The sequence below is a fragment of the Paraflavitalea pollutisoli genome, assembly GCF_029360705.1.
Lineage (GTDB): Bacteria > Bacteroidota > Bacteroidia > Chitinophagales > Chitinophagaceae > Paraflavitalea > Paraflavitalea pollutisoli.
This window is the reverse complement of sequence record NZ_JARKMX010000002.1, coordinates 61,682-85,904: the sequence shown is the minus strand read 5'-3', so window position 1 is coordinate 85,904 and position 24,223 is coordinate 61,682. Positions and strand designations below refer to the sequence as shown.

The 24,223-nt window shown below is 52.3% G+C and carries 17 protein-coding genes; 11 read left to right on the top strand and 6 right to left on the bottom strand.

Annotated elements, in window-relative coordinates:
* Window positions 1–39: 39 nt before the first annotated feature.
* A complete protein-coding gene (locus P2W70_RS05085) occupies window positions 40–2,331 on the bottom strand; it encodes a T9SS type A sorting domain-containing protein (RefSeq protein WP_276480355.1) in 2,292 nt (763 codons plus the stop codon).
* Between the two features lie 183 nt (window positions 2,332–2,514).
* Between P2W70_RS05085 and P2W70_RS05080 the strand changes: the two genes are divergently transcribed.
* Window positions 2,515–4,269, top strand: coding sequence for a PQQ-dependent sugar dehydrogenase (locus tag P2W70_RS05080; RefSeq protein ID WP_276480354.1), 1,755 nt, complete (start codon window positions 2,515–2,517; stop codon window positions 4,267–4,269).
* 375 nt (window positions 4,270–4,644) lie between these two features.
* Window positions 4,645–7,068, top strand: coding sequence for a TonB-dependent receptor (locus P2W70_RS05075; protein WP_276480353.1), 2,424 nt, complete (start codon window positions 4,645–4,647; stop codon window positions 7,066–7,068).
* Window positions 7,069–7,211: 143 nt separating this feature from the next.
* Here P2W70_RS05075 and fumC read toward each other — a convergent pair whose 3' ends face one another.
* Window positions 7,212–8,609 (bottom strand): class II fumarate hydratase, encoded by a 1,398-nt coding sequence (gene fumC, locus P2W70_RS05070; protein WP_276480352.1) that lies wholly within the window; start codon window positions 8,607–8,609, stop codon window positions 7,212–7,214.
* Window positions 8,610–8,649: 40 nt separating this feature from the next.
* Entirely contained in the window at window positions 8,650–9,663 is a 1,014-nt protein-coding gene (locus P2W70_RS05065; protein ID WP_276480351.1) for a LacI family DNA-binding transcriptional regulator, read from the bottom strand.
* 123 nt (window positions 9,664–9,786) lie between these two features.
* Here P2W70_RS05065 and P2W70_RS05060 point away from each other — a divergent pair, with 123 nt between their 5' ends.
* The 4 genes from P2W70_RS05060 to P2W70_RS05045 all read left to right on the top strand — a co-directional run bounded on the left by P2W70_RS05060 (window position 9,787) and on the right by P2W70_RS05045 (window position 16,453).
* Window positions 9,787–12,513: a DUF1553 domain-containing protein gene (locus P2W70_RS05060; RefSeq protein WP_276480350.1), complete on the top strand. Its 2,727-nt coding sequence runs from the start codon at window positions 9,787–9,789 to the stop codon at window positions 12,511–12,513.
* A gap of 16 nt (window positions 12,514–12,529) precedes the next feature.
* Window positions 12,530–14,038 (top strand): DUF1501 domain-containing protein, encoded by a 1,509-nt coding sequence (locus P2W70_RS05055; RefSeq protein WP_276480349.1) that lies wholly within the window; start codon window positions 12,530–12,532, stop codon window positions 14,036–14,038.
* 79 nt (window positions 14,039–14,117) lie between these two features.
* The gene (locus P2W70_RS05050; RefSeq protein WP_276480348.1) at window positions 14,118–15,047 is read left to right on the top strand and encodes a sugar phosphate isomerase/epimerase family protein; all 930 of its coding nucleotides are present in this window, start codon (window positions 14,118–14,120) and stop codon (window positions 15,045–15,047) included.
* Window positions 15,047–16,453 carry a c-type cytochrome domain-containing protein gene (locus P2W70_RS05045; RefSeq protein ID WP_276480347.1) on the top strand — a complete coding sequence of 469 codons (1,407 nt, stop codon included), beginning with the start codon at window positions 15,047–15,049 and terminating at the stop codon, window positions 16,451–16,453. The genes P2W70_RS05050 and P2W70_RS05045 overlap by 1 nt, the downstream gene beginning before the upstream one ends.
* 1 nt (window position 16,454) lies before the next feature.
* On the opposite strand, the gene P2W70_RS05040 is transcribed toward P2W70_RS05045, so the two are convergent.
* Window positions 16,455–17,228 (bottom strand): enoyl-CoA hydratase/isomerase family protein, encoded by a 774-nt coding sequence (locus P2W70_RS05040; protein WP_276480346.1) that lies wholly within the window; start codon window positions 17,226–17,228, stop codon window positions 16,455–16,457.
* A gap of 19 nt (window positions 17,229–17,247) precedes the next feature.
* Entirely contained in the window at window positions 17,248–17,745 is a 498-nt protein-coding gene (locus P2W70_RS05035) for a hypothetical protein (protein ID WP_276480345.1), read from the bottom strand.
* A gap of 362 nt (window positions 17,746–18,107) precedes the next feature.
* On the opposite strand from P2W70_RS05035, the gene P2W70_RS05030 reads away from it, so the two are divergent.
* The 5 genes from P2W70_RS05030 to P2W70_RS05010 all read left to right on the top strand — a co-directional run bounded on the left by P2W70_RS05030 (window position 18,108) and on the right by P2W70_RS05010 (window position 23,681).
* A complete protein-coding gene (locus P2W70_RS05030; RefSeq protein WP_276480344.1) occupies window positions 18,108–18,881 on the top strand; it encodes a hypothetical protein in 774 nt (257 codons plus the stop codon).
* 28 nt (window positions 18,882–18,909) lie between these two features.
* Window positions 18,910–19,230 (top strand): hypothetical protein, encoded by a 321-nt coding sequence (locus tag P2W70_RS05025; RefSeq protein ID WP_276480343.1) that lies wholly within the window; start codon window positions 18,910–18,912, stop codon window positions 19,228–19,230.
* A gap of 65 nt (window positions 19,231–19,295) precedes the next feature.
* On the top strand, window positions 19,296–19,766 hold the full coding sequence (locus P2W70_RS05020) for a globin domain-containing protein (RefSeq protein ID WP_276480342.1): 471 nt from the start codon (window positions 19,296–19,298) through the stop codon (window positions 19,764–19,766).
* A 39-nt stretch (window positions 19,767–19,805) separates the two neighbouring features.
* Window positions 19,806–22,886 carry a sensor histidine kinase gene (locus P2W70_RS05015; protein ID WP_276480341.1) on the top strand — a complete coding sequence of 1,027 codons (3,081 nt, stop codon included), beginning with the start codon at window positions 19,806–19,808 and terminating at the stop codon, window positions 22,884–22,886.
* Window positions 22,887–22,910: 24 nt separating this feature from the next.
* Window positions 22,911–23,681, top strand: a complete 771-nt coding sequence (locus tag P2W70_RS05010; protein ID WP_276480340.1) for a LytR/AlgR family response regulator transcription factor — start codon at window positions 22,911–22,913, stop codon at window positions 23,679–23,681.
* Window positions 23,682–23,736: 55 nt separating this feature from the next.
* Here the strand turns inward: P2W70_RS05010 and P2W70_RS05005 are convergent, their stop codons facing one another.
* The gene (locus P2W70_RS05005; protein ID WP_276480339.1) at window positions 23,737–24,156 is read right to left on the bottom strand and encodes a cobalamin B12-binding domain-containing protein; all 420 of its coding nucleotides are present in this window, start codon (window positions 24,154–24,156) and stop codon (window positions 23,737–23,739) included.
* Window positions 24,157–24,223 lie beyond the last annotated feature (67 nt).

The following is a 24,223-nucleotide window of genomic DNA, read 5'->3' as shown; positions in this document are numbered from 1 at the left end:
TGATTGTACAGAACGGCCCGCAGCGCGGGCCGTTTTATGTTATTCTCTTTTCAATTTCAGTACCTGTCTGTTGATCACCGCATCATGGTGCTTGATCTGTATGATGTAGGCCCCCGGCTGTATGTTGCCGAGCTCATAGAGTGTGATGGTATTATATCCCTTATTGACGACCGTATTCGTTTTTCGAATCAGGCGGCCATAAGCATCGAGCAGGGTGATCGTGATCGGCTTATTGTCGGGTGAGGTCATCTCCATACTTATTTTGTCGAGGAAGGGGTTGACGATCGATTTCACCGAGAAATCAACCGCGCCATTCGACAGCTGCAGGATACGGCTGTATTGCGAGCTCTTGCCATCGGTGAGTTTCAGGCGATAGAATTTTTTACCCGCAATGGCCTGTGGATCGGTGAAGTAATAGGTGTGACTGGGCAGTCCCGTACCCGGCACCGTGCCGATCTTCTGGAAGTGCAGGTTGTCGAAGCTGGCCTCCACCTCATAGCTCGTTCCTTCTCCTTCGTTGACGGTGGTCCATTGCAACCTGCCCAGCTCATTGACGACCTGGCCAGAGAAGTTCTGTATTTCACCTTGTACCAGTACGGAGCAATTCTGCGTCGTGATCGTGATCAGGGTGGTAGCCGTGAAGGAACAATCGTTGTCGTCGAGGTTTTCCGGTCGCGAGGCGATACGTATTCGATAGCGAACATTATTGAACGAAGATCCCGCCAGGAAGGTGGGGTAGGAGGCCCTGAATTCGTATTCGCCGTTGGTCAGCACCGGATTACCCGTACCACTCACGCCGGTATTGGTCCAGTTGGTGCCGTCATTGCTGCGTTCCCACCGCCAATAGATATAGTTGGGGAAGTAGCAACGGATATCGGCGTACATGTCGACAGCCTGCCCCGTACAAGCGGTAAGCGAAGGGGAAGGCCGCAGATCCAGGTTGGGTGTACAGGTGGCGAGGGTGACATCGTCGATCGCCCAGTCGTTACCGCCGCCACCTGCCGCATTGTTGCGGATGGTAATGGTGAAAGAGGTCTGGTTGGCGCCGGTCTTCACGATAAATCCTTTTTTCACCCATTGGCCGGTATAAGGAAGATTGCCCGTAGTATAGTAATCGACCCCGTCCACCATGAAGGTTAGGTTGGGGTTGACACCCGAAGAGTCGGCACCTCTGAAATTCGGGTTGGGAAAGAAGGTACTGCCTGATGAACCATAAGAGGGTTGCCCGGTAGTATCGCAGCCACAATACCTACAGATATTCCTGAACCAGGCCGAGAACTCATAATAGGTGTTGGGACAAAGCCCTCCAACCGTTTGTTGAATGGCGTTGCTATTGGCATAGGCTGCGTTGATGGCCACGAAGTAACCTCCATTGGCACCTGGTGCTACGGGTGCATTGCCCAATTGTGGATTGGTAGCACCTGTATGGTCACCCATGATATCCCAACGGCCGTGAACGCGGTTGGTATTGTTGGGAATGGGAGAGTTGGGATTGGTATTGCCCGAGGGGCTCAGGTTGTTGACGATGGAATAGTTACCATCGGCAGGCTGCCCAGTGGCAACGTTCTGAAAAACAAATCCCGGAATAATAGCAGAGGTAGCCCTGTTTTGTGTGGTGCCTGCACCAAAGGTGCCGCCATAATCGATCACCGCACTGGCGCCGATCGAGTTGGCACAGAGACCGGCATTTTCCTGCACCGCAATGCGCCAGGAAGCACAGGGGCTTACGGTATTGGTACCATTGTTCCTGAAATAGAAAGCACCTCCGGGCATGGTGATGAAACTGCCATAGGTTACCGAGGCATTTACGCGAATCCTGTAGGATGCCGAGATGATACACATGCCCTGGAAATAGGAGGGGCGGCCACTGGCGTGTACCAGGCCGCCGTTGGGTGCCGCCCAGGGGGCTACACTCGTGACATTGCCACCCAGGTCGGCCCCGGCATTGCCGGCGCTGCCCAGGTTGATGCGCAGCCTGCCGGCCGGATCAAAATAGGCCTGGTCATCACCGCTGCCGTCCGAAAAGGCGCGGAAGGTGATGCCCTCGTTGGTCATTGTTTTCAGGGAACCCGGAATGTACGTGGTATTGGCCGGGATGGTATCGACATAATGGGTATTGCTGATGGAGCGGCCGTCGAAATTGCCGACAGCGATCGTAGCCCGTATCTCGAGGATATCACCGGGTTCGATGGTTCCACCATTAACACCCTTGTTGACGTTGACGTAGCTTTTTCCGGCAAGCACCCTGGCTGACTGAGCAAACCCCTGGGTAGCTATACCGAATGCGCATACGCAGATCAGTAGTGGTTGTAGAAGTAGATTTATCTTCATAAGTATGGATTGGGTACATTACGTACCATGGGTAAGCGTAAATTTAGTTCGAACCTGTCAATTGTACAATCGTATATATACTAAGCCCAGCGCGGGTTTCAGCTATTGTTAGTTTTACCGGAATTTGTCAACTTAGTACTACCAAATAATCAATCGACCGTTATCCTTTAACCTATCCGGACTATGAAAAACCAACCCCTGTTTTTGAGTGTCCTCGTATTACTTTCTTTTTCTTCCCTTGCTCAAAATGAACCCTTTACACGCACTGTTTTGAATGAAAAACCAGGCGCTGGTGGTTATCGGCTGGCGCACCCGTTCGATGTGGTGTACGGTCCTGATAACCACCTTTTCATAACCGAAAAGATTGGCCGCGTGCTGCGGGTCGATACCGGTACCGGCGTACGGCAGATCTTACTCGATATTCAAAGCCAGGTCGTGTTTAATGCGAACAGGAATAATTTTGCCCCCTATGCTGCCACCAGTATTGGGCAGAATGGGATGCTGGGCCTCGCCCTGCACCCGGGATTCGGACAAAATACCAATGAGGATTCCATATTCGTGGCGTATAGTTATTCCTCCAGTGCGATCCGCATCGTGCGGTATAAGTACAACGCAGGGGCTAATCCCACATTGACCAATCCAACGGTATTGATACAGGGTATTCCTGCAGGTGGTGATCATAGTACAGGCCGTCTCATTGTGGGAGCAGATCGTAAACTGTATTATTCTTGTGGCGACCTGGGCAACAACCAATTCAACAACCGGTGTAATGAGATCCGCTCCCAGCAGTTGCCTACCCAAGCCAATATCAACGGTCAGGTGTATACCAACTATTCGGGAAAGATCCTGCGGTTGAATTTCGATGGCAGCATCCCTGCCGATAACCCGCTGTGGAATGGGGTACGCAGTCATATCTACACCATCGGTCACCGCAATCCGCAGGGACTGGTGTGGGAGAAAGATGCTTCGTCTGGGTTGTCGCCATTTACATTGACCACAGGCGGCAAGTTATTCAGCTCCGAACATGGTCCCAATACAGACGATGAGCTCAATGTGATCGAGAGTGGGCGCAACTATGGCTGGCCCTATATTGCCGGTGACTCGGATGAGGTGAATTACCAATACGTCAACTGGTCAACCGCCTCCAATTGCAACCAGGGCTTTGTGGAAAGCCCGTTTTATATACCCAATGGCGCCACGGTGATGCAGGAAAAAAGTGCACCGGCTAGTGTGAAAGCCAATTTTAAGAAGCCACTGGTGAAAGCCTACACGGAATGTACGCCGTTGCCCACCAGCAAATGCGAGATTGCCAACGGCTGGCTGAAGTACCCGACCATTGCGCCTTCTTCGATCGAATATTACAACCTCAACATGGGCCGGGGTATTCCCAACTGGTATCCGTCGCTGCTGGTGACGACGTTGCGCCGGGGTACTTTGTATCGATACCGACTGAATGCTACGCGGGATGCGATCATTGGTGATTCCATCGGTTATTTCAAATCGGTAAACCGCTACCGGGATATTGCCATGAGCCCCGATGGGAAGATCTTCATCATTACCGACAGTATTGGTTCTACGTCGGGGCCCAGCGGCTCCGATCAGTCGAACCTGGCCAACAAGGGGGCGATCCTGGTGTTTGAATACGGAGGTTCGCTGCTGCCAATAAGAGAGCAACCTGGCCCGCAACAAGTAACCTATACCACTAGTGTGTATCCTAATCCGGCAACTACGACCATCCAGGTGGAAGCAGAACCTGCAGTAGCCCGACCGGTACGTTATCGCCTGATCAATATGGCGGGCATACCTGTGCTGGAAGGCCTTTCCACCCGAAGCAGTTTCTCGCTGGTCGTAGGCGCCTTCCGGCGTGGCGTATATGTATTGAAATTGTACAATGGCTATGGTGTGGAGATCAGGACGGATAAGATGATATTACAATAGGTTTGTACCGACAAGGTTTTCCCCTTCAGTCCCAGGTGATTGCCATCCCTGAGGCTGCTGTATCTATTTGTCATAGCTACCCAACAGTTTCCTATATCGTAAGCCGATTTCCTGAAACCGTAACTACGAGTCTCCTACAATTCATTCCTTTGCAGCCGATTTTACATCCGGCCAGGTGATTTGCCATTCCTCCAGCCGGTTCATTTCCCGACCAGGTTCCTGTAAAAGATCTAAACTATTACCCGATCTGCCGGCTGGATAGCCTGGGCGGATTGGGATCTTTTGCGAAAAAGGCCAGCTGCAACAAGGGTTTCGCCAGCGGTATCCTCGATTGCCACCAAAATAGTTCACCCCGATACGTATAAATAAACGACGATGAAAAACAAGTTAGGCTCATTACTGTTCTTTTGTTTACTAACCCTGATCCACGCTGTATCCTATGCACAGGATGGCGGTATCCTGGTGGGTAAAGTATTGTCTTCCGATGGCCAGCCCGCCGAAGGTGTGACAGTAATATTGATCAATACCAAACATGCGACGGTGACCACTTCTTATGGTCAGTATAAGCTGGCTAATATCGCGCCTGGCGACTACACGGTCCGGGCATCTTCCGTAGAATTGAAGCCGGTTGAAAAGGCGGTATCCATTACGGCTGGCGAAACCGTCACCCTCGATTTCAACCTGACGGAAAACCACGCCTTCCTCGAAGAGATCGTGATCTCCGGCAGAAAGAATAAGTTCTATACCAAAGAAAGCCAGTCCATCGCCAAGATGCCGCTCCGTCGCCTGGAAAATCCCCAGGTATATTCTTCCATTCCAAAGAACCTGTTGCGCGAGCAGATGGTGATCGATTTCGGTAGTGCCTTGCGCAACGCGCCCGGTCTCTATAAGATTCAGGGCAGCCGTGCCATCAATTCAGATGGTGCCTCTTCCTATTCGCTGCGTGGATTCCGCACGGAAGCTGCCTTTGTAGATGGCGTACCTGGCCAAACCAACGGCGATTATGATCCCGCTTCCATCGAACGTATCGAAGTCATGAAAGGCCCTTCCGGTACTTTGTACGGCGGTGCGGTTACTTCCTTTGGAGGATTGATCAACATCGTTACCAAGAAACCGCTGGACACGCTGGGTGGTGAAGTGTCGTATACCACCGGCAGCTTCAACCTCAACCGGGTCAATGCCGATATCTACGGACCGCTCAATAAAGAGAAAACAGTATTGTTTCGTTTGAATGCCGCCTACCACCATCAGTTGAGTTGGCAGGATGCCGGATTCCGCAAAACGATCTTCCTGGCTCCTTCGCTCGAGCTGCGGGCAACGGAAAAGCTCCGCATCAACCTGAATGCCGACTTCTACAATGCAGAAGCAACCAGCCCCGCCTCCCTGTTCCTGAACCGTACCCGCCAGTATGTTGCGCATGAGCCGGAAGAATTGAAGTTCGACTGGAAGCGTTCTTATACCAGCAACGACCTGACGATGAAAACGCCCACCGTCAATGTTCGGGCGGTAGCTACTTACCAGTTTGCACCCAATTGGACGGCACAAACCATCGTGTCGAGCAATACCCGTAAATCGGAAGGATACTATCAATACCAGTTCATCCGCAAGGCCACCGATGATTCGCTGGAGCGCAACGTGTCGCTGCAAAACACCATCAATACGGCGATAGATATTCAGCAGAACTTTACCGGCGACTTCAGGGTGTTGGGCATCAGGAACCGCCTGGTAGTAGGCCTGGACTATGTGCGCTATAAGATCAACAATGACAACTCGCCCTATATCGTAGTCGACTTTGTGAACGGTACGCTCAACAATGATCCCAACTACGTGAAGATCTCGAAGTACCAGGTCGATCAAAAGCTGGCCGCCAGTACCCTGGCACCTACCCGCAACCATACTTCCACCTATATCTATAGCGCGTATGCGTCGGATGTGGTCAATATCACCAATAATTTAATGGCCATGCTCAGTTTGCGGGTAGACCGTTTCGACAGCAAGGGTACGATCAACCACGCCACCAATGCCCTGGTCGCCAACAGCAACTATGCACAAACCGCTGTATCGCCCAAGTTCGGATTGGTGTACGAAGTGCTGAAGAAACAGGTGTCGCTGTTTGCCAACTACATGAATGGCTTCGCCAACGTAGCACCGGTAACGCAGCCGATACCGGAAGTGTCTGGCACCTTCAAGCCACAAAAGGCCAACCAGAAAGAGGCGGGTGTAAAACTGGAGTTGTTCAACAATGCCTTGAACGTGACAGCCAGTGTGTACGACATCAAGGTGGAGAATGTTACCCGCCCCGATGTGTACAAGCTCAACGGTACCGATTACAACATCACCGTGCAGGACGGCACACAAACCAGCCGTGGTTTCGAGATCGAGGTCAATGCCAATCCTGTCGACGGATGGAATATCAATGCTGGCTATGCGCACAATGACAGCAAGTTTACCAAAACGACGGCTGCTTTGCAGGATCGCCGTCCGCCAGCTGCAGGTCCTGCCGACCTGGCCAACCTGTGGACAAGCTACACGTTCATCAAGGGTAAGCTGAAAGGCTGGGGCATTGGTGCCGGTGGAACCTACACAGGCGACCACATGACTGGTAACTCGGCCATTACAGGGGTATTTACCTTCCCGGCCTATACACTGGTGAATGCTTCCGTGTTTTATGAAACACGTCGCTACCGCCTCGGCTTGAAGGTAGATAACATCACCGATGAACGCTATTTCGTGGGTCAGGGTGTAGTGACCGCCCAAATGGGGCGCTGCGTGATGGCCAATGTAGCTGTTAAATTGTAAAGAAATATTCTCTGGTAACTGTTTATAAAGAGGGGCGGCGGGAACATTGGTTTCCGCCGCCCCTTGCTTTTGCCGCAGGGGCCGTAAATGAAAAATGCCGCTTCACGTCGAAGCGGCATTTGCAGTATGATTATACAACGGGTTTAGATCTTTCCTACCATGTTGGCAGGAATCACCCATTCGTCAAATTGTTCGGGAGTCACATAACCCAGCTTCACCGCCATTTCCTTCAGCGTCGTTCCTTCTTTGTGGGCTGTCTGGGCAATCTCTGCTGCTTTGTAATAACCGATCTTGGTGTTCAGGGCGGTTACCAGCATCAGAGAATTATCTACGTGTTTTTTGATGTTCTCTTCGATGGGGGCCAAACCTACTGCGCACTTGTTGTTGAAGCTTACGCAGCCATCGCCGATCAGGCGGGCGCTGTGCAGGAAGTTGTAGATCATCACGGGCTTGAACACGTTCAGTTCAAAGTGACCGGTAGCACCACCGATATTGATCGCCACATCGTTACCCAGTACCTGGGCAGCTATCATGGTGAGCGCCTCGCACTGGGTAGGGTTTACCTTACCAGGCATGATGGAAGAGCCGGGCTCGTTGTCGGGAATAAAGATCTCCCCGATACCGCTGCGGGGGCCGGAACTTAGCATACGAATATCGTTGGCAATCTTCATCAGGCTTACGGCCACTGTTTTTAAGGCACCATGGGCTTCTACGATCGCATCGTGGGCAGCCAGGGCTTCAAACTTGTTCTCTGCCGTAATGAAAGGCAGACCAGTCAGGTTAGCGATATGCTTGGCTACATTCACCGCATAGTCGGGTGGTGTATTGATGCCGGTACCTACCGCTGTACCACCCAGGGCCAGTTCGCTCAGGTGAGCCAATGTATTCTTGATCGCCTTCAGACCATGGTTCAGTTGAGATACATAACCACTGAACTCCTGTCCTACGGTGAGGGGAGTAGCGTCCATAAAGTGGGTGCGGCCGATCTTCACCACGTGCATGTACTCCTGGCTCTTGGCCTGGAGGGTGTCACGGAGCTTTTCGATGCCGGGGATGGTTACATCGAGCAGCATCTTGTACGCTGCGATGTGCATGGCCGTGGGGAAAGTATCGTTGGAAGACTGTGATTTATTGACGTCGTCGTTGGGGTGCAGAAATTTCTCCTTGTCGGTGAGCTTACCGCCTTGAATCACGTGACCACGGTAGGCTACTACCTCGTTCACGTTCATGTTGGACTGTGTGCCCGAACCGGTTTGCCATACGACCAGCGGGAAAGCATGGTCCAGTTTTCCTTCGAGGATCTCATCACACACCTGACCGATCAGATCACACTTTTCCTTGGGTAACACACCTGCATCGAAGTTGGTGAGGGCGGCTGCTTTTTTCAAATAGGCAAAGGCACGGATGATCTCTTTGGGCATTTTATTGATATCCTGCGCAATCTGGAAATTTTCTATGCTGCGTTGGGTCTGTGCGCCGTAAATGGCATCGGCTGGTACATGCACCTCGCCCATGGTATCTTTCTCAATACGATAATCCATAACAAAAAAAATTTGAGGGCAAAGGTAGTCGGAATACGCTTTAGTGCACGATTAATTCGCTTTTTAATACCACATTCTCATAAGGGATGTCCTGGCGATTCGTCTTGGTATCCAACAGTTTGAATAGCAGTTCGGCAGCGCGGGCGCCCTGGTCGTAGGGAAACTGCTCCACAGAGGCGATGGGTGGGTAATCGAGGTACCGGGTCACCGATACGTTCGCATAACTGACAAAACTAATATCCTTATCGATCTTTAATTTCTTTTGCCGCGCATAGTGGATGGCGTCGAGGGCTACATAGTCGTTGAATACCAGTACCGCAGTGGGTTTCTTCTTCTTACCCAGCAGGCTGTCGAGGGCCTCCTCCGTACTTTTGGTAGACAGGTCGGTGCTCACGATGAGCGACTCGTCGACTGGTATCTTGTGCTTTTTCAAGGCCTCGTAATAACCTGCCAGCCGCTCGTTCTTGATGCCCAGGGTAGAGGGCCCCTGCATATAGCCGATCGTCTTGTGGCCTTTGTTGATGAGGAACTCCACCGCTTCGATAGAGCTGTGGTAGAGATTGCAACTTACGGAATGCACATCCGGTACGTCGGGTACCCGGTCGAAAAATACCACCGGGATATCATAGCTCTTCATTTGCTCGAAATGGTCAAACTGGGTGGTGTTCTTGGAGATAGAAGCGAGGATACCATCCACCCGGTGCTTCTTCATGGTTTCCAGGATACGCTTCTCATTCTCGATGTCGTCGTGCGACTGACCGATCAGTACGATGTAGTTATTCTGCTGGGCAATCGTTTCGATGCCGTTGATCGCAGAGGAAAAAAACTCTTCCCGGAGATTGGGCAGTATGATGCCGATGGTAAAGGTTTTGCGCTGCTTGAAAAAGATAGCTGTTTGGTTGGGTTCATAGTTCAGCTCAGCTGCCATTTTCTTCACTGCCATCCGGGTGCGCAGACCAATGCTGGGGTGGTCGTGCAGGGCACGTGATACCGTAGAAATGGAAATATTCAGGCGCTGCGCGATCTCTTTAATGGTAGGAAGCTTTTTCTCCATATAAACGAAAATAAACCGGTAATATATTAAAAAATAGGCAAACGATTGCGCATTCCCACAAGGGGCAGGATGGAGGGGACCTTTTTATTGCTAACTTTAGTTGTCAGCCAAACGGTTCCATATATGATTGCTCCTGCTGTAAAGAAGACCTTCCTGGTCATTGGCGTATTGCTGGTGGCTGTACTGGTATTTACGTTCAGTACCCGCAGCCCGGCTGTAGACTTCAACACCGAAGTAAAACCTATTATCAATAAGAAATGCATTTCCTGCCATGGCGGCGTCAAGCGCCAGGGAGGGTTCAGCCTGCTCTTCCGCTCCGAAGCACTGGCCAATACCGAATCCGGTAAACCAGCCATCATTCCGGGCGATCCCGACCACAGTGAAATGATCCGCCGCCTCACCCTGCATGATGAAGAAGAAAGAATGCCTTACCATGAAGAACCATTAAGCGAAGCAGAGATCAAGACCTTACGTAACTGGGTAAAGCAAGGTGCTGTCTGGGGCGATCACTGGGCCTATGTGCCAGTGAAGCAGGTAGCCCTGCCCAACGTGGAGGGAAACATTCGCAACGACATCGACCGGTTCATTTACCAGCAACAGCAGGAGGCAGGATTGAAACCTGCTGTGGAAGCTGACCCCGCTACTTTGTTGCGCCGGGTAAGTCTTGACCTCATCGGTATGCCGGCCCCCGACAACTGGGCGCAGCAATACCTGACGAATCATGATGATAAAGGATACGAGACATTGGTAGACTCTTTACTGGCCTCGCCACACTTTGGCGAAAAATGGGCCTCCGTTTGGCTCGACCTGGCGCGGTATTCCGATACCAAGGGGTATGAGCGCGACAGTCATCGTTCCATCTGGCGCTACCGCGATTGGCTGATCGATGCCTTCAATGCCGACAAGCCCTATGATGTTTTCCTGACCGAGCAAATAGCGGGCGACCTGCTACCCAATCCTTCCGATGCCCAGTACATTGCCACCGCCTTTCACCGCAATACGATGACCAATGATGAAGGCGGTACAGACAATGAAGAGTTCCGCACATCAGCCGTACTGGATCGTGTGAATACGACCTGGGAAGGGATCATGGGAACCACCTTTGCCTGTGTACAATGTCATAGCCATCCCTACGATCCCTTTACCCACGATGAGTACTACAAGTTTGTCGCTTTCTTCAATGATACCCGTGATGATGATACCTATGAAGACTACCCACTGTTGCGCCACCTGACCGATTCGATGAAGACCGAACTGGCTACCACCGTTGCCTGGGCCCGTAAGTATGGCACCTCCGTAGAGGCTGATCGCTGGGAGCAATTCATCAAGACCTGGGAACCTTCTATTCATTCCCTGACGGCCGACGTGATTGCCAATGCCGCCCTCTCCGATACCAAATGGCTTGTATTGCGCAACCAGGGAGTGGCAGCACTGAAGCAGGTCAACCTGCAAGACAAAACACAATTACTGTTGCGTTACTCCACGGGGCTGAAAGATGGTGTGTTGCAACTGCGCCTGGATAGTGCCAAAGGCACGTTGTTAAGTGCGCTGCGGCCAGCGGCTACCAAGGGCTGGCAGATCCATCGTTTTTCCTTGCCGCCTACACCCGGAGTACATGATATTTACCTTGTATATAGCAGTGCCAGCCTGACGACGCCCGAGCAAAACGGGATGATGTTCGACTGGTTTCATTTCACCGCTCCTTTCCCGGGAGCCGCACAACCGGGTTATGCTGCGCAGGAAGCACGCTGGTGGGGATTGCTGAACAAAGGTGTGCCGACCACGCCGATCATGATGGACAACCCTGCCGATATGCACCGGCCCACACAGGTGTTTGAAAGAGGTAACTGGCTGGTAAAAGGCAAAACGGTGCAACCCGATGTGCCGCATTCGCTGAACCCGTTACCGGCACAGGCGCCGCGTAACCGACTGGGGCTGGCCATGTGGCTAACGCAAAAGGATAACCCCCTCACGGCGCGTACGATGGTCAACCGGGTATGGGAACAGTTCTTTGGTGCCGGACTGGCAGAAACGCTCGAAGACCTCGGCACACAAGGCATTCCGCCTACGCACCGCGCCCTGATGGACCACCTGGCCTGGCAGCTGATGAATACCGATGGCTGGAGCCTCAAGAAACTGATGCGCAAGATGGTGTTGTCAGCCACCTATCGCCAGGACTCGAAGGTGAGTAAAGAACTACTGGAAAAAGATCCTTACAATAAACTGTATGCAAGAGGCCCGCGGGTTCGCCTGTCGGCGGAGCAGGTGCGTGACCAGGCTCTATGTATCAGTGGGCTGATCAGCCCTGGTATGTATGGCCCGGCTGTATATCCTTACCAGCCCGACGGTATCTGGCTATCGCCCTGGAATGGCGCGGAATGGAAGAATGCCTTGGGGCCAGAAGCGCACCGGCGTGCGGTATACACGTATTGGAAACGTACGGCCCCCTATCCATCCATGATCACTTTCGATGGCGCACTGCGGGAAGTCTGTACCTCCCGGCGTATCCGTACCAATACACCTTTGCAAGCGCTGGTAACGCTCAATGACGAGGCCTACCTCGAGATGGCGCGGCAACTGGCCTACCGCATGCAAAAACTGGCGGGTAAAGATGTGCGGCAACAGATCAGCAAAGGATACGAACTGGCGCTGTACAAACCAATCTCTGCCAGCAGGCTCGATGTGCTCACCAAATTATACCAGCAGGCATTGCGGACTTATCAGCAGGATAGCGTGAAGACCTGCGAGATGATTGGCGTGATGGATGAGCACAACAACCCCGAGACGGCAGCATTGGTAGTAACCGCCAACGCCTTGCTGAACCTCGATGAACTGATCACTAAAAACTAGTACCAACCGATTTGATATGACCCAAAAAGAATTGCATAACCAGCGGCTGGTCAACGAAGCGAATGCCCGTGCCCTGCACCATTTAACCCGCCGGCACTTTCTCAAAGAAAGTGCGATGGGGTTGGGCGCGCTTGCCATGGGTGCCCTGCTGGGTGGTTGTGGCGGCGGAAAAGAAGAGTTGGCACAAACGCCGTTCGATGCGGCGCATCCCCTGGCGCCTAAACTGCCCCTGTTTCCCGGCAAAGCCAAATCGGTCATCTACCTGCACATGGCGGGTGCTCCCTCTCAGTTGGAGTTGTTTGACTATAAGCCCGCTTTGATGAAACTCGATGGGCAAGACTGTCCGCAGTCATTGCTGGAAGGGAAACGGTTTGCCTTTATACGCGGTGTACCCAAAATGCTGGGTCCGCAGGCTGCCTTCAAACAACGTGGCCAAAGTGGCGCCTGGGTATCGGACCATATGCCACACCTGGCATCGGTAGCCGACGAAGTGAGTTTCCTTAAAGCGGTGACCACCGATCAGTTTAACCACGGTCCGGCACAATTGCTGATGCATACCGGGTCGGCGCGATTGGGCAGGCCCAGTATCGGCTCCTGGGCTACTTATGGTTTGGGTACAGAAAACCAGAACCTGCCCGGCTTTGTGGTGCTGACATCGGGGGGTAAATTTCCCGATGCGGGTAAAAGCGTTTGGGGCAGCGGCTTTTTGCCGAGCGTGTACCAGGGGGTACAATGCCGCAGCGAAGGCGACCCGGTGTTGTTCATTCAGGATCCCGCCGGTATGGACCGCGACCTGCGCAAGGCTTCGATCGATGCGATCAATGAAGTCAACCGCCAGCAATATGCCGAGTACCAGGATCCTGAGATATTGTCACGCATCTCCCAATACGAGATGGCTTATAAGATGCAGATATCGGTGCCGGATGTCATGAACATCAATGACGAACCGCAGTATATTCATGATATGTATGGCACCCAGCCGGGCAAAAGCTGTTATGCCAACAATGTATTGCTGGCCCGCAAGCTGGTCGAAAAAGGCGTACGGTTCGTGCAGCTGTTCGACTGGGGATGGGATAGCCATGGCACCGATTCGAACCTGGCCATCGATGTAGGCTTCATCAATAAATGCCGGCAGGTAGATAAGGCTACCACGGCGCTGCTGCTGGACCTCAAACAGCGTGGCCTGCTCGAAGATACGCTGGTGGTGTGGGGCGGCGAATTTGGCCGTACGCCGATGATGGAAAACCGGGAGGGCAAACAGAATCCCTTCAAGGGCCGCGATCACCATGTGGAGGCCTTTACCATCTGGATGGCCGGTGGTGGCATCAAACGGGGTACCAGTTATGGTGAAACGGACGAGATCGGTTACAGCGCCATCAGCGGTAAAACAACCGCATTCGATATACAGGCTACGATACTGAACCAACTCGGTTTCGATCACGAGCAATTCACCTACCAGTTCCAGGGCAGACCATTCCGGTTAACGGATGTACATGGCCGCGTGATCGAAGAGATCATCGCATAAGGAGCTTCCGGGGAATAGCCGCTTCGAAAAGACGGCCAGCAACGCGATACACATACTTTAAAACAATCAAACCACCACGATGCCTTTAACCCGCAGGAAATTTTTCGGACTGGGAGCGTCTGCCACGACGGCGATGTTGTTGTCTTCATTAGACTCGATGGCTTTGGACAAGCCGGCCTTCAGCAGCCGTGCCGGCTTCTCCCTCAAGATCATGGCTACCAATTGGGGCTTCCGCGGCACTACGGATGAGTTCTGTGCCAAGGCCAAAAAAGAAGGCTATGATGGTATTGAAATGTGGTGGCCCGGCGACAAAGCGGGACAGGATGATTTGTTTTCCGCCTTGAAAAAGCACCAACTCGAAGTAGGTTTTCTGTGTGGCGGCTCTTCCAGCAATCCGACCGATCACCTGGCCGAGTTCAAAAAGGCCATCGACGCTGCCGCCAACAACACCGTGCAAAAGCCCCTCTACATCAACTGCCATGCAGGCCGGGACTATTTCACGTTCGAGCAAAACCAGTTGTTCATCGACCACACCACGCAGCTGTCGAAGAAAACAGGGATCATCATCATGCATGAAACACACCGGTCGCGTATCCTTTTTGCGGCATCGGTAGCCCGGCAATACATCGATAAAATACCAGACCTGCGATTGACGCTCGATATCTCACACTGGTGTACAGTGCACGAAAGCTTGCTGGGTGACCAACCGGAGAATGTGGCCCGGGCGCTCGACCGCACCGATCATATCCACGCGCGCGTAGGGCATCCCGAAGGGCCGCAGGTCAGCGATCCGCGCGCACCGGAATGGGAAGGTGCTGTGAAAGCGCATATCGCCTGGTGGGATACCATCGTGGAAAAGAAAAAGAAGGCGGGGCTGCCGCTGACGATCCTTACGGAGTTTGGTCCGCCCGATTATATGCCCACACTGCCCTACACCAGGCAGCCCCTGGCCGATCAATGGGCCATTAATGTTCACATGATGCAATTGCTCCGAAAAAGGTATTCATAATGTTTTCTATCGTAGGTCATTTTCACCCCGTATTCGTACACCTTCCGATCGGTATCCTCTTGTTGGCGTTTATCCTGCAATGGTGGCAACGGCGTAAGCCGGAAGCGCAGGTAGGGCAGGCGATCAATTTGTCCTTACTCGTAGGTATGATCAGTGCGATCGTTTCCTGTATTACGGGCTATTTCCTGTCGCGCAGCGATGATTACGATGAGGACATGGTCAACCAGCACCAATGGCTGGGCATTGCGGTAGCCGTATTGGCCATCGTCTTGTACTACCTGCGGGTGAAGCAACAGGGCGGTCGCTGGCACTGGCCGATGATGATCGTCCTCGTTGTTCTCGTGGCACTCACCGGGCACGTCGGCGGATCACTCACGCATGGCTCCGATTACCTGACACGCCCCTTTTCTGCCATCGGTAGCGGTGACGATACTGCGAAGCAGGTGATCATCACCAATGTACAGGAAGCTGCAGCGTACGCACAGGTAGTTCAGCCGGTACTGCAGGAAAAATGTTTCAGCTGTCACAACAAGAACAAGCAAAAAGGTGGCTTTCGCATGGACCAGCCCGACCTGTTGCTGAAAGGTGGCAAGACGGGCGTATCAATCGTTCCCGGCAATGCGGAAACAGGGGACCTGATGAAAAGACTACTCTTACCTAAAGAGCATGAAGACCATATGCCGCCCAAAGAGAAACCCCAGCTGACCGAGCAGGAGCTGGCATTGATCCACTGGTGGATTGCTTCCGGCGCTTCCTTCGATAAAAAAGTAAAGGACCTGCAACAGCCGGAGGCCATCAAATCCACCTTGCTGGCCCTGCAGGGCGCGCCTAAAAGCGAGGCGCCCAAACTACCGGATGCCATCCCGGCCGAGCCGGTCGGCAAGGCAAACGACAGTGCCCTAAAACGGATACGCGACCTGGGGGCCGTCATACTACCGGTATCACGCAACAGCAATTACCTCACCGTCAGTTTTATGAATGCCACTGGCCTGCGCAACCACGACCTGCAGTTGATACTGCCGTTGAAAGAGCAACTGACCTGGGTGCGGATGGGGCAGCCGGTGATCGATGATTCGGCGATGAGCTACCTGGTACAGTGTAAAAATATCCCCCGGCTGCAATTGGATCACACGGGGATCACCGATGCCGGTATGGCGCAACTAAAGCAGTTGACACAACTACAATACCTCAATATTGTGGGCACGAAGGTGACGGCGCAGGGCCTGCAACAGTTGAAAGGATTGACGGCACTACGGTCGGTATATTGCTACCAGACTTCTATTCGTAAGGCAGATATGGACGGTCTGCAACAGGCATTGCCGGGCGTAGCCATTGATACCGGCGGGTACCGGGTGCCACTGCTGGCAACCGATACGACCGAGGTAAAGCCGGCAAACAGTAAATAAGTTATTGACCTTTGAAGGCGGGTTTTCTTTTCTCCAGGAAGGCAGCGGCGCCTTCCTTCATATCTTCTGTGGCGAAGCAGTCGCCAAACAGTTTTACTTCGAGGTCGTATCCCTTTTGGGTGTGATCGAAACTATTGACGCAGGTGATGACATTGGAAATCGCAATAGGTGCCTTATCAATGATCGTCTGCAGTACCTCTTTTACCCTTATCAGCAGTTCGCCAGGCGTGACAACTTCCACGGCTACTCCATAGCTCAACGCTTCTTTGGCAGAAAACAGGCGACCACTCATCAGCAGTTCCATGGCGCGTCCTTTGCCGGCCACCTGTACCAGCCGCTGCGTACCACCATAGCCGGGTATCAGGCCCAGGTTCACTTCGGGTTGGCCAAACTTTGCATTGTCGGTAGCGATGATGAAATGACAGGCGAGGGCGAGTTCGCAGCCACCACCCAGGGCAAAGCCGTTCACGGCAGCAACGATGGGTTTGGGCGATCGTTCTATTTTGAAGAAGATATCATGTCCTTTCTGGGCCAATGCCGTGCCCTGCTCTTTAGTAAGACCCTGAAACTCGCTGATGTCGGCGCCGGCTACAAAGGCTTTGCCACCCGAGCCGGTGATGATCGCTGCTTTGATCGCGGGGTTGTTGTACACCTCATCGATGGCCTGGCCCAGTTCGCTCATCACGGTCTTGTTGATGGCGTTCAGTTTATCGGGCCGGTTGATGGTGATGGTACAGATGCTTTCTTCCGTGGTTACAAGCAAGGTTTCGTACATGACAAAGATTTTCTCAAATCTAAGGAATGTCCTCTATATAGGCCGTAAGCCGGTTTTCTAATTTGCCCTTGCCGTATTTATCCCAGAAGGTGACCACGATCTGGTATTCCTGTTGCCAGTCCATGGGTTTGCCGGTGTTGACGGTGCACTTCAGTTCAGTGGCCTTGTCTTTCTCCCACACATCGTTGCCCACAAAAAGATCGGGTTCGGCCATCAGCTTTTTGCCGCTGCTGTCGAGGATCGTGAGCGAGCAGCCCACCGATACTTTTCCATCCTTTACGGTGAGGCCTTCCACGCCCTGGTTGATCACGGCAAAACTTTCACCCAGCACCACCTGGTTGTGCGACACCCTTTCACCATTCATGATTCGTACTACCTGCTTGGGTTCCATATTGGTCCAGGCGGTGGTGATACCATTGGAAATATCTTTCTTGATGCCAAATTTCAATTGTCCTTTACAAGAGATTAAGATCAGGGCTGCGATCAGGAGAAGCGGCCATTTGTTCGAGCGTATCATAGTAAGGTTGTATTTGATACCGCAAAGTTGGGGTGCGAAAGGCCCGTCCACAAGAAGATTACAGCGGAATGCCGGATACATGGCATGAAGCGGTGATAATCCCGTGTAGAATGCAATTCAATCATATTTTCTGCAGGTTGTTGATTCAAAACGGCCAGTTACCCATTAGTACTTACGGGGCGCCGGTGATGCCCGTAGTTTTGCAGAAGGGAAAGTATAGCGAATAAACATTCCGGGTGGGGTTCTGCATCTTTCGATGAATGAATACAACGGGTCGTTCCGTAAAATTTCCTACAGCGAGGCAGATCATCGCAACTTTGCCTCGCAAACATCAAGTATCAATTAATCATTAAACCTGTTTTATGAAATGGCAGATCATGGCCAGTGTGGCTATCGTGTCTTTGTGTGGGTATGTGGCCTGTATACAAGCAAAAGTGCAACAGAAAAAGCCGGTCATTACCAAACGGCTGGTGCGTTGGCAATCTACGGGCGATAGTGCCTCGGCTACACAGTTGACAAAAGACACGGCAGGGCACATCACTCTGGTGGAGAACAACACAGAGATCAATACATTCCGGTATGTGGGGGATAGCATCCTGCTGACGGAATATGCAAAAGAAGCGGGCAGGGTGGTGTACAGTTTCCGCGGATTGACAGACTCGACAGGTAAGTTGTTGCAGGGAACGGCCATCGCCGCGTATGGTAGTTTTGCGCCCGATACCGTTTTGCACAGGTTCGAGTACAACAAAGAAGGGTATCTCGTTAGGGAGTCGCGCGAATATGGAGCTGCAGGTACGTATACCATCAGCTACGAATACGACGGGCGCGATGTGGTACGCATCCTGACCTGGTACAACAACGAACTGAACAATACGAAGGAGCTGGGTTATTACAGCGACAAGGCGAATACGACAGGCCTGGAAGACCTGAAGTTCCGTCACAACATCAACAACCTGGTAGGCCGTAACAGCGAACACTTGATCAAAACGATCAGCTCGGCCAACGGAAAAGGCAAGCTGAATTACGCATTTACGTACGAATACGAAACGGATGCTGAAGGCCTGCCGGTAAAACTGATCGCTAAAAAGGGAAAGCAGGTAAAGGCGGTAACGACCTACTACTATGCGGCCGGTTGATCGTGCCCTCCCATTATTCAATTAAAACATGGTAACCGTGAAACCCTGGTGGAATATCCTGCAACGTCGCCGTCAACGCAAACGAGTGATCGGTCAGCTACAACAGCAACGACTGTTGCTGCAACAAGGAGTAAGGGCCTACGCGCGCATCATCGAGATCGAAGAGCGACAGGAGTTGCTGAAAGGGTATATATCGCTCAAATTGTGGGTAATGATCCGGTTGCAGGAAAGACTGTTGTACCAACTGGTCAATACGCTGGTAGCGGAAGGGAAAATGCCGGTGATCGGCGAAGTGGTACCGATCCGGCTGCTGCCCGATCAGTCGGAGGATATCCTCATCCTCGCCTGACAGGCCCCAGCGATGCCACGGCGCCAGGCCCCCTGCCACGGTTCATTTGAAATTTCCTACACTTCATGTTGAAAAAAGAGGCCGGAACCGGCGCTGTCAGCAATTTTACCCTTGAATACCACAAAATGACTGTACAGCAACAAAGGCTCATACAATCCTCCTGGACGAGGATACAACCGCTGGCGCAGGAAGCCGGCGAGTTGTTTTACAGGCGGCTATTTGCCAGTGAGCCATTAATCCGGCACCTTTTTAAATCAGACGTAAAAGAACAGGCACGCAGGCTTACGACAATGCTGCACCACATCATTAGTAACCTGGAACGGCACGAAATGATTGCCCGGGATATCCAAAAGCTCGGGCAACGGCACAATGGTTATGGCGCGCAGCCAGAACACTATGCAGTAGTAGGCGAATGCCTGCTGCTGACGATGGCCGAGGGCATGGGTAATGGGTGGACGCCGGCCCTGAGCGAAGCCTGGCAGGAAATGCTCAATTGGTTGTTTCGCGAAATGATGCAGGGGCAGGGAATTGATTAAATTGAAGCCGATATGCCATTAAACCCCAAAACTTGCTGTTTGCTGATCCTGCTACTGACCGGCGCCCTATGCCGGATAACTGCACAGGATGCAGCCAATTTCAGCGTTACGCATTTCGGCGAAACAGAAGGCCTGCGCAGCAACAAGGTCACGACCATGCTACAGGATTCACGGGGCTATGCCTGGTTTGGAACCGTAAACGGACTTTATCGCTACGACGGCTATCACTTCAAAGTATACAGGCGGATCAAGGACGATGCCAACAGTCTGCCCGGCAATGCCGTGACAAAACTGGCAGAAGACCGTGATGGGAAAATATGGGTGGGTATGGTGCGGGCCGGTTTGAGTTGCTATGATCCCGCCGCTGGTACCTTCACCCATTACCCCATCCAGGCAACGGAAGGCCAGCAGGCCGCTACACCGGCCGTCAGCGCTTTGTACATCGATCAGGACAATACGGTGTGGGCAGGTGTTCAGCAAAAAGGGCTGTTCCGGTTGGATAGAAGCTCCGGCAAATACCAACAGTATAACATCATACCGGACAGCAGTACCCGGTACCCGATAGAAATACGACCGGTGTACAATTCCGTCTATGGAGTACACCAGGAGAAAAAAGGGGTATACTGGCTCGCCACCCACGACGGTCTTTACCGCTTTGAACCAGCCACGTGCTCCATGACCCCGGTGCGTACCACCTGGCCCGGTAATGCGGTATTACGGGATGACCTGTTTACTTCCATTGTGGCCGACGGGCAGGGATTGTGGTTGGGCTCCTGGGCGGGTGGCCTGAGTTATTATAATATCCAGTCAGGGCAATGGGAGAATTACAAGTTCAGCAAAAGGAATAAGAACATCGGTACCACCAACATCATCATGGATATCAAGGTGCGTAATGAGCAGGAGCTCTGGATCGCCAGTAATGATGCGGGGTTGGGTGTATTCAATAAGCAAACCAAGCGTTTTAATTTCTGGCCCGATGACAATGATGCCGGCATTCCCTCTAAGCTGGTGGAGCATATACTGTCTGATAACCAGCAAAATCTGTGGGCAGGGCATGTGGGAGGATTGTCGCGCATACGGGAGCGGGATAAGAAGTTCCTGTATACACCGGTCAAGGTGCAGCATACAGACAATGGCGCCTTCTATGCGATCACGTCGCTGCAGGACGATCGGGCAGGCAGGTACCAATACATGGGTACTGCCTTTGCCGACGGGCTTCATGCCATCGACAAGCAAACCGGCCAAACAATCACGTTGCCTTTTCAGCACATGCCGGGCGATGAAGCGGTATTGATCATCAATGATATCATTCAGGATAGCAAAGGTGTGGTGTGGGTACTTGCCCGCGACTATGTATACCAGTACGATCCGGTCAGGAAGATGCTGCTGATGCCGCCACAGCCACCCGCTTACTCGGCAGCCACGCCTTCCAATAATTTCATTACCCTGCGGGAAGATCCCCGCGGTCGCATCTGGATCGCTACAGAGCGGAATGGCTTGTTTTGTTATGATCCGCAAAAGCAGCAGTACCAGCATTATTTCAATGGACCGGGAAGTCCGTTGGCGCTGCCGTCGAACGTGATTCGCACCATTGCCATCGACCGCCGTGGCCGGGTTTGGATTGGCAACCGGCGGGGCTCATTTGGTTACCTGGATGATTCGTTGAAGCAGTTTGTGAATCCAGACACCAGAGGTGCCCTTTCGCAGGACGCGCGAAAGAACCATGTTTATGCCTTGTACGCCGATCGCGATGGCGATATCTGGGCCGGTACCGATGGAGGCGTGCTGCATTACAATGCTGCGGGTGAAAAGCCGGCATTGGCCAAAGTCTACAATGGCGACAATGGCTTGCAGGAAGAAGTAACTTTTGCCCTGCAGGGAGATGCGGAAGGAAATATCTGGACCATCTCGCCGCCCAACCTGTGCATGATCCATAAGAGTAATGGCAGTGTTACCACCTACGGTAAACCCGATGGCTTGGATAAAGTTGGATTGGCCAATGGCCTATCCCTGCTGCGCGACGGTAATATGGCGATCCTGACCGCCGGTGGTTACTACACCTTCAATCCGCAATCGTTCCCCAAGAAAAGTACGGTGGTGCCTTTGTTGATCACCACCTTCAAGGTCGATGATAAAGAGGTATACTGCGAGTACCTGCCGAAAGGTGCAAGTACCATTGAGGTACCACCCGGAGTGAATGTGATCTCGTTTGAGTACGCAGCACTCGACTACAACCGGCCCGATAAGCAGGAGTATGCCTATATGCTGGAAGGGTTTGATAAGGATTGGGTGATGGCGGGGCAACGCCGGTATGCCGGGTATGCCAATATCCCCGGGGGCGATTATGTATTCAAGGTGAAGGCCACGAATATGCCCGGCAACTGGCATACGCCGGAAGTATTGCTGGCCATTCATGTCAGGTCACCCTTTTACAAAACCTGGTGGTTTATGTTGGCAGTAGCGCTGACGCTGGCCACCTCGTTGTACGTCTTTTACAAGGCCAAGCTGGGGCAGCAACAGCAGATATTGCAATTAGAAACAAAGACCCAACAGCTGGAAAAGGAAAAGACACTGGTGATGTACGAAAACCTGAAGCAACACCTCAATCCGCATTTCCTGTTCAATTCATTGACCTCACTCAGCAGCTTAATACGCATCGATCAAAAAATGGCAGGCAATTTTCTCGATAAGATGTCCCGCATCTACCGGTATATCCTGAAAAACCGCGACAGCGAAGTAGTGCCGCTGCGCGACGAACTGAAATTCGTGCAGATGTACATTGAACTGCAGGTAACACGCTTTGACCAGGGGTTGCGCATCAACAATACCATCGGCGACGATTTTCTCGATCGGAAGATAGCGCCCGTGACCCTGCAAAACCTGGTAGAGAATGCCATCAAGCACAACCTGGTCGATACCGAGTCGCCATTGGTGATCGATATGTTTGTGGAGAACGACTACCTCGTGGTGCGTAACAACCTGCAGAAAAAGAACTTTGTAGAAACATCCAATAAACAAGGGCTTGCCAATATGCTGTCCCTGTATCGCTTCCTGTGCAATAAACCCATGATCATTGAAGAAGACGCCACCTGGTTTACGGTTAGAATTCCCTTGCTGTAAACCGCAGCAATAAAAAGTAAGCATATGAAAGCAGTTATCATCGAAGACGAACACCTCATTGCCAAAGAACTGGCAGCAAGGATCAAAAACGTTGCTCCCGATATTTCCATCGTGGAGACCCTACCCAGTATGAAAACAGCGTACAAATGGTTTATGGAGAATGCCGAACCAGATGTATTGTTCATGGATATTCAGTTGTCGGACGGGGTAAGCTTCGAGCTGCTGGAACGGTACGATATCAAATGTCCCATCGTATTCACGACGGCCTACGACGAGTACGCTATCCGGGCCTTTAAAGTAAATGGCGTGGATTACCTGCTGAAGCCGGTCGATGAGGAAGAGCTGCAGCGGGCAATTGCCAAATGCCGGGCCATCGTAGAAAGTCAGGCACGGTATCCGGCGCCTATGCAAAAGATGTTGCAATCCTTACTGGCCAATCAGTCGGCGGCACCTGCGTACAAGGAGAAGTTCATTGTGCACGTGCGGCACCAGTGGATACCGGTCAATACAAAAGACATTGCCTGTTTCCTCCGCGACAACCTTAATTACATTTATACATTCGCCGGCGAAAAGCATATCCTTGATTTTACGACCCTGGAAGAGGTGGAGGAGTTGTTGGACCCACAGGTATATTACCGGGCCAACCGCCAGGGAATTGTCCACATCGATGCCATCCAGAGCGTACGCCCCCACGAAAACCAGAAGTTGACGATCACGCTCAAAGCACCATTGAAGATAGACCTGGATATCAGCCGGGAAAAAGCCCCCGCATTTAAGAAATGGTTCGACAGATAGGGCGAAGCCAGGTAAAGGATAGGTAATGAAGAGGAGGCAGGAGCGAAATCCTGCGTTAAAAACTTCTGTGTTCTTTCACCCAATCGGTGATATAGCCAGCGATTTCCTGGGTAGTAGCGCCGGGCGCAAAGAGCCGGCCAACGCCCAGGGCATTGAGTTGTTGCATATCATCTTCTGGAATGATGCCACCTCCGGTGAGCAATACATCGTCCATACCTTTTTCTTTCATCAGCTGGATCAGCTTGGGGAAGATGGTCATATGGGCTCCTGATAGAATGCTGATGCCGATGGCATCCACGTCTTCCTGCAGGGCTGCGTTGACGACCATATCGGGGGTTTGGCGCAAACCGGTATAGATCACTTCCATGCCGGCATCGCGCAGCGCGGTGGCGATCACTTTGGCGCCACGGTCATGTCCATCCAATCCTACTTTGGCGACCAATACGCGTACCGGCCTGTTCAATTGTGCAGTCATATAGCTAGAGTATTACAGCAGGTTCAGCAAATCGTTATAAAGGCCTGCCGCATAGCGGCAGGCCTTG

Coding starts and splice junctions, on each gene's coding strand:
- P2W70_RS05065 (WP_276480351.1), bottom strand. CDS start 9,663: ATGGAGAAAAAGCTTCCTACCATTAAAGAGATCGCGCAGCGCCTGAAT.
- P2W70_RS05085 (WP_276480355.1), bottom strand. CDS start 2,331: ATGAAGATAAATCTACTTCTACAACCACTACTGATCTGCGTATGCGCA.
- P2W70_RS05080 (WP_276480354.1), top strand. CDS start 2,515: ATGAAAAACCAACCCCTGTTTTTGAGTGTCCTCGTATTACTTTCTTTT.
- P2W70_RS05055 (WP_276480349.1), top strand. CDS start 12,530: ATGACCCAAAAAGAATTGCATAACCAGCGGCTGGTCAACGAAGCGAAT.
- P2W70_RS05035 (WP_276480345.1), bottom strand. CDS start 17,745: ATGATACGCTCGAACAAATGGCCGCTTCTCCTGATCGCAGCCCTGATC.
- P2W70_RS05010 (WP_276480340.1), top strand. CDS start 22,911: ATGAAAGCAGTTATCATCGAAGACGAACACCTCATTGCCAAAGAACTG.
- P2W70_RS05025 (WP_276480343.1), top strand. CDS start 18,910: ATGGTAACCGTGAAACCCTGGTGGAATATCCTGCAACGTCGCCGTCAA.
- P2W70_RS05045 (WP_276480347.1), top strand. CDS start 15,047: ATGTTTTCTATCGTAGGTCATTTTCACCCCGTATTCGTACACCTTCCG.
- P2W70_RS05060 (WP_276480350.1), top strand. CDS start 9,787: ATGATTGCTCCTGCTGTAAAGAAGACCTTCCTGGTCATTGGCGTATTG.
- fumC (WP_276480352.1), bottom strand. CDS start 8,609: ATGGATTATCGTATTGAGAAAGATACCATGGGCGAGGTGCATGTACCA.
- P2W70_RS05030 (WP_276480344.1), top strand. CDS start 18,108: ATGAAATGGCAGATCATGGCCAGTGTGGCTATCGTGTCTTTGTGTGGG.
- P2W70_RS05075 (WP_276480353.1), top strand. CDS start 4,645: ATGAAAAACAAGTTAGGCTCATTACTGTTCTTTTGTTTACTAACCCTG.
- P2W70_RS05040 (WP_276480346.1), bottom strand. CDS start 17,228: ATGTACGAAACCTTGCTTGTAACCACGGAAGAAAGCATCTGTACCATC.
- P2W70_RS05050 (WP_276480348.1), top strand. CDS start 14,118: ATGCCTTTAACCCGCAGGAAATTTTTCGGACTGGGAGCGTCTGCCACG.
- P2W70_RS05020 (WP_276480342.1), top strand. CDS start 19,296: ATGTTGAAAAAAGAGGCCGGAACCGGCGCTGTCAGCAATTTTACCCTT.
- P2W70_RS05005 (WP_276480339.1), bottom strand. CDS start 24,156: ATGACTGCACAATTGAACAGGCCGGTACGCGTATTGGTCGCCAAAGTA.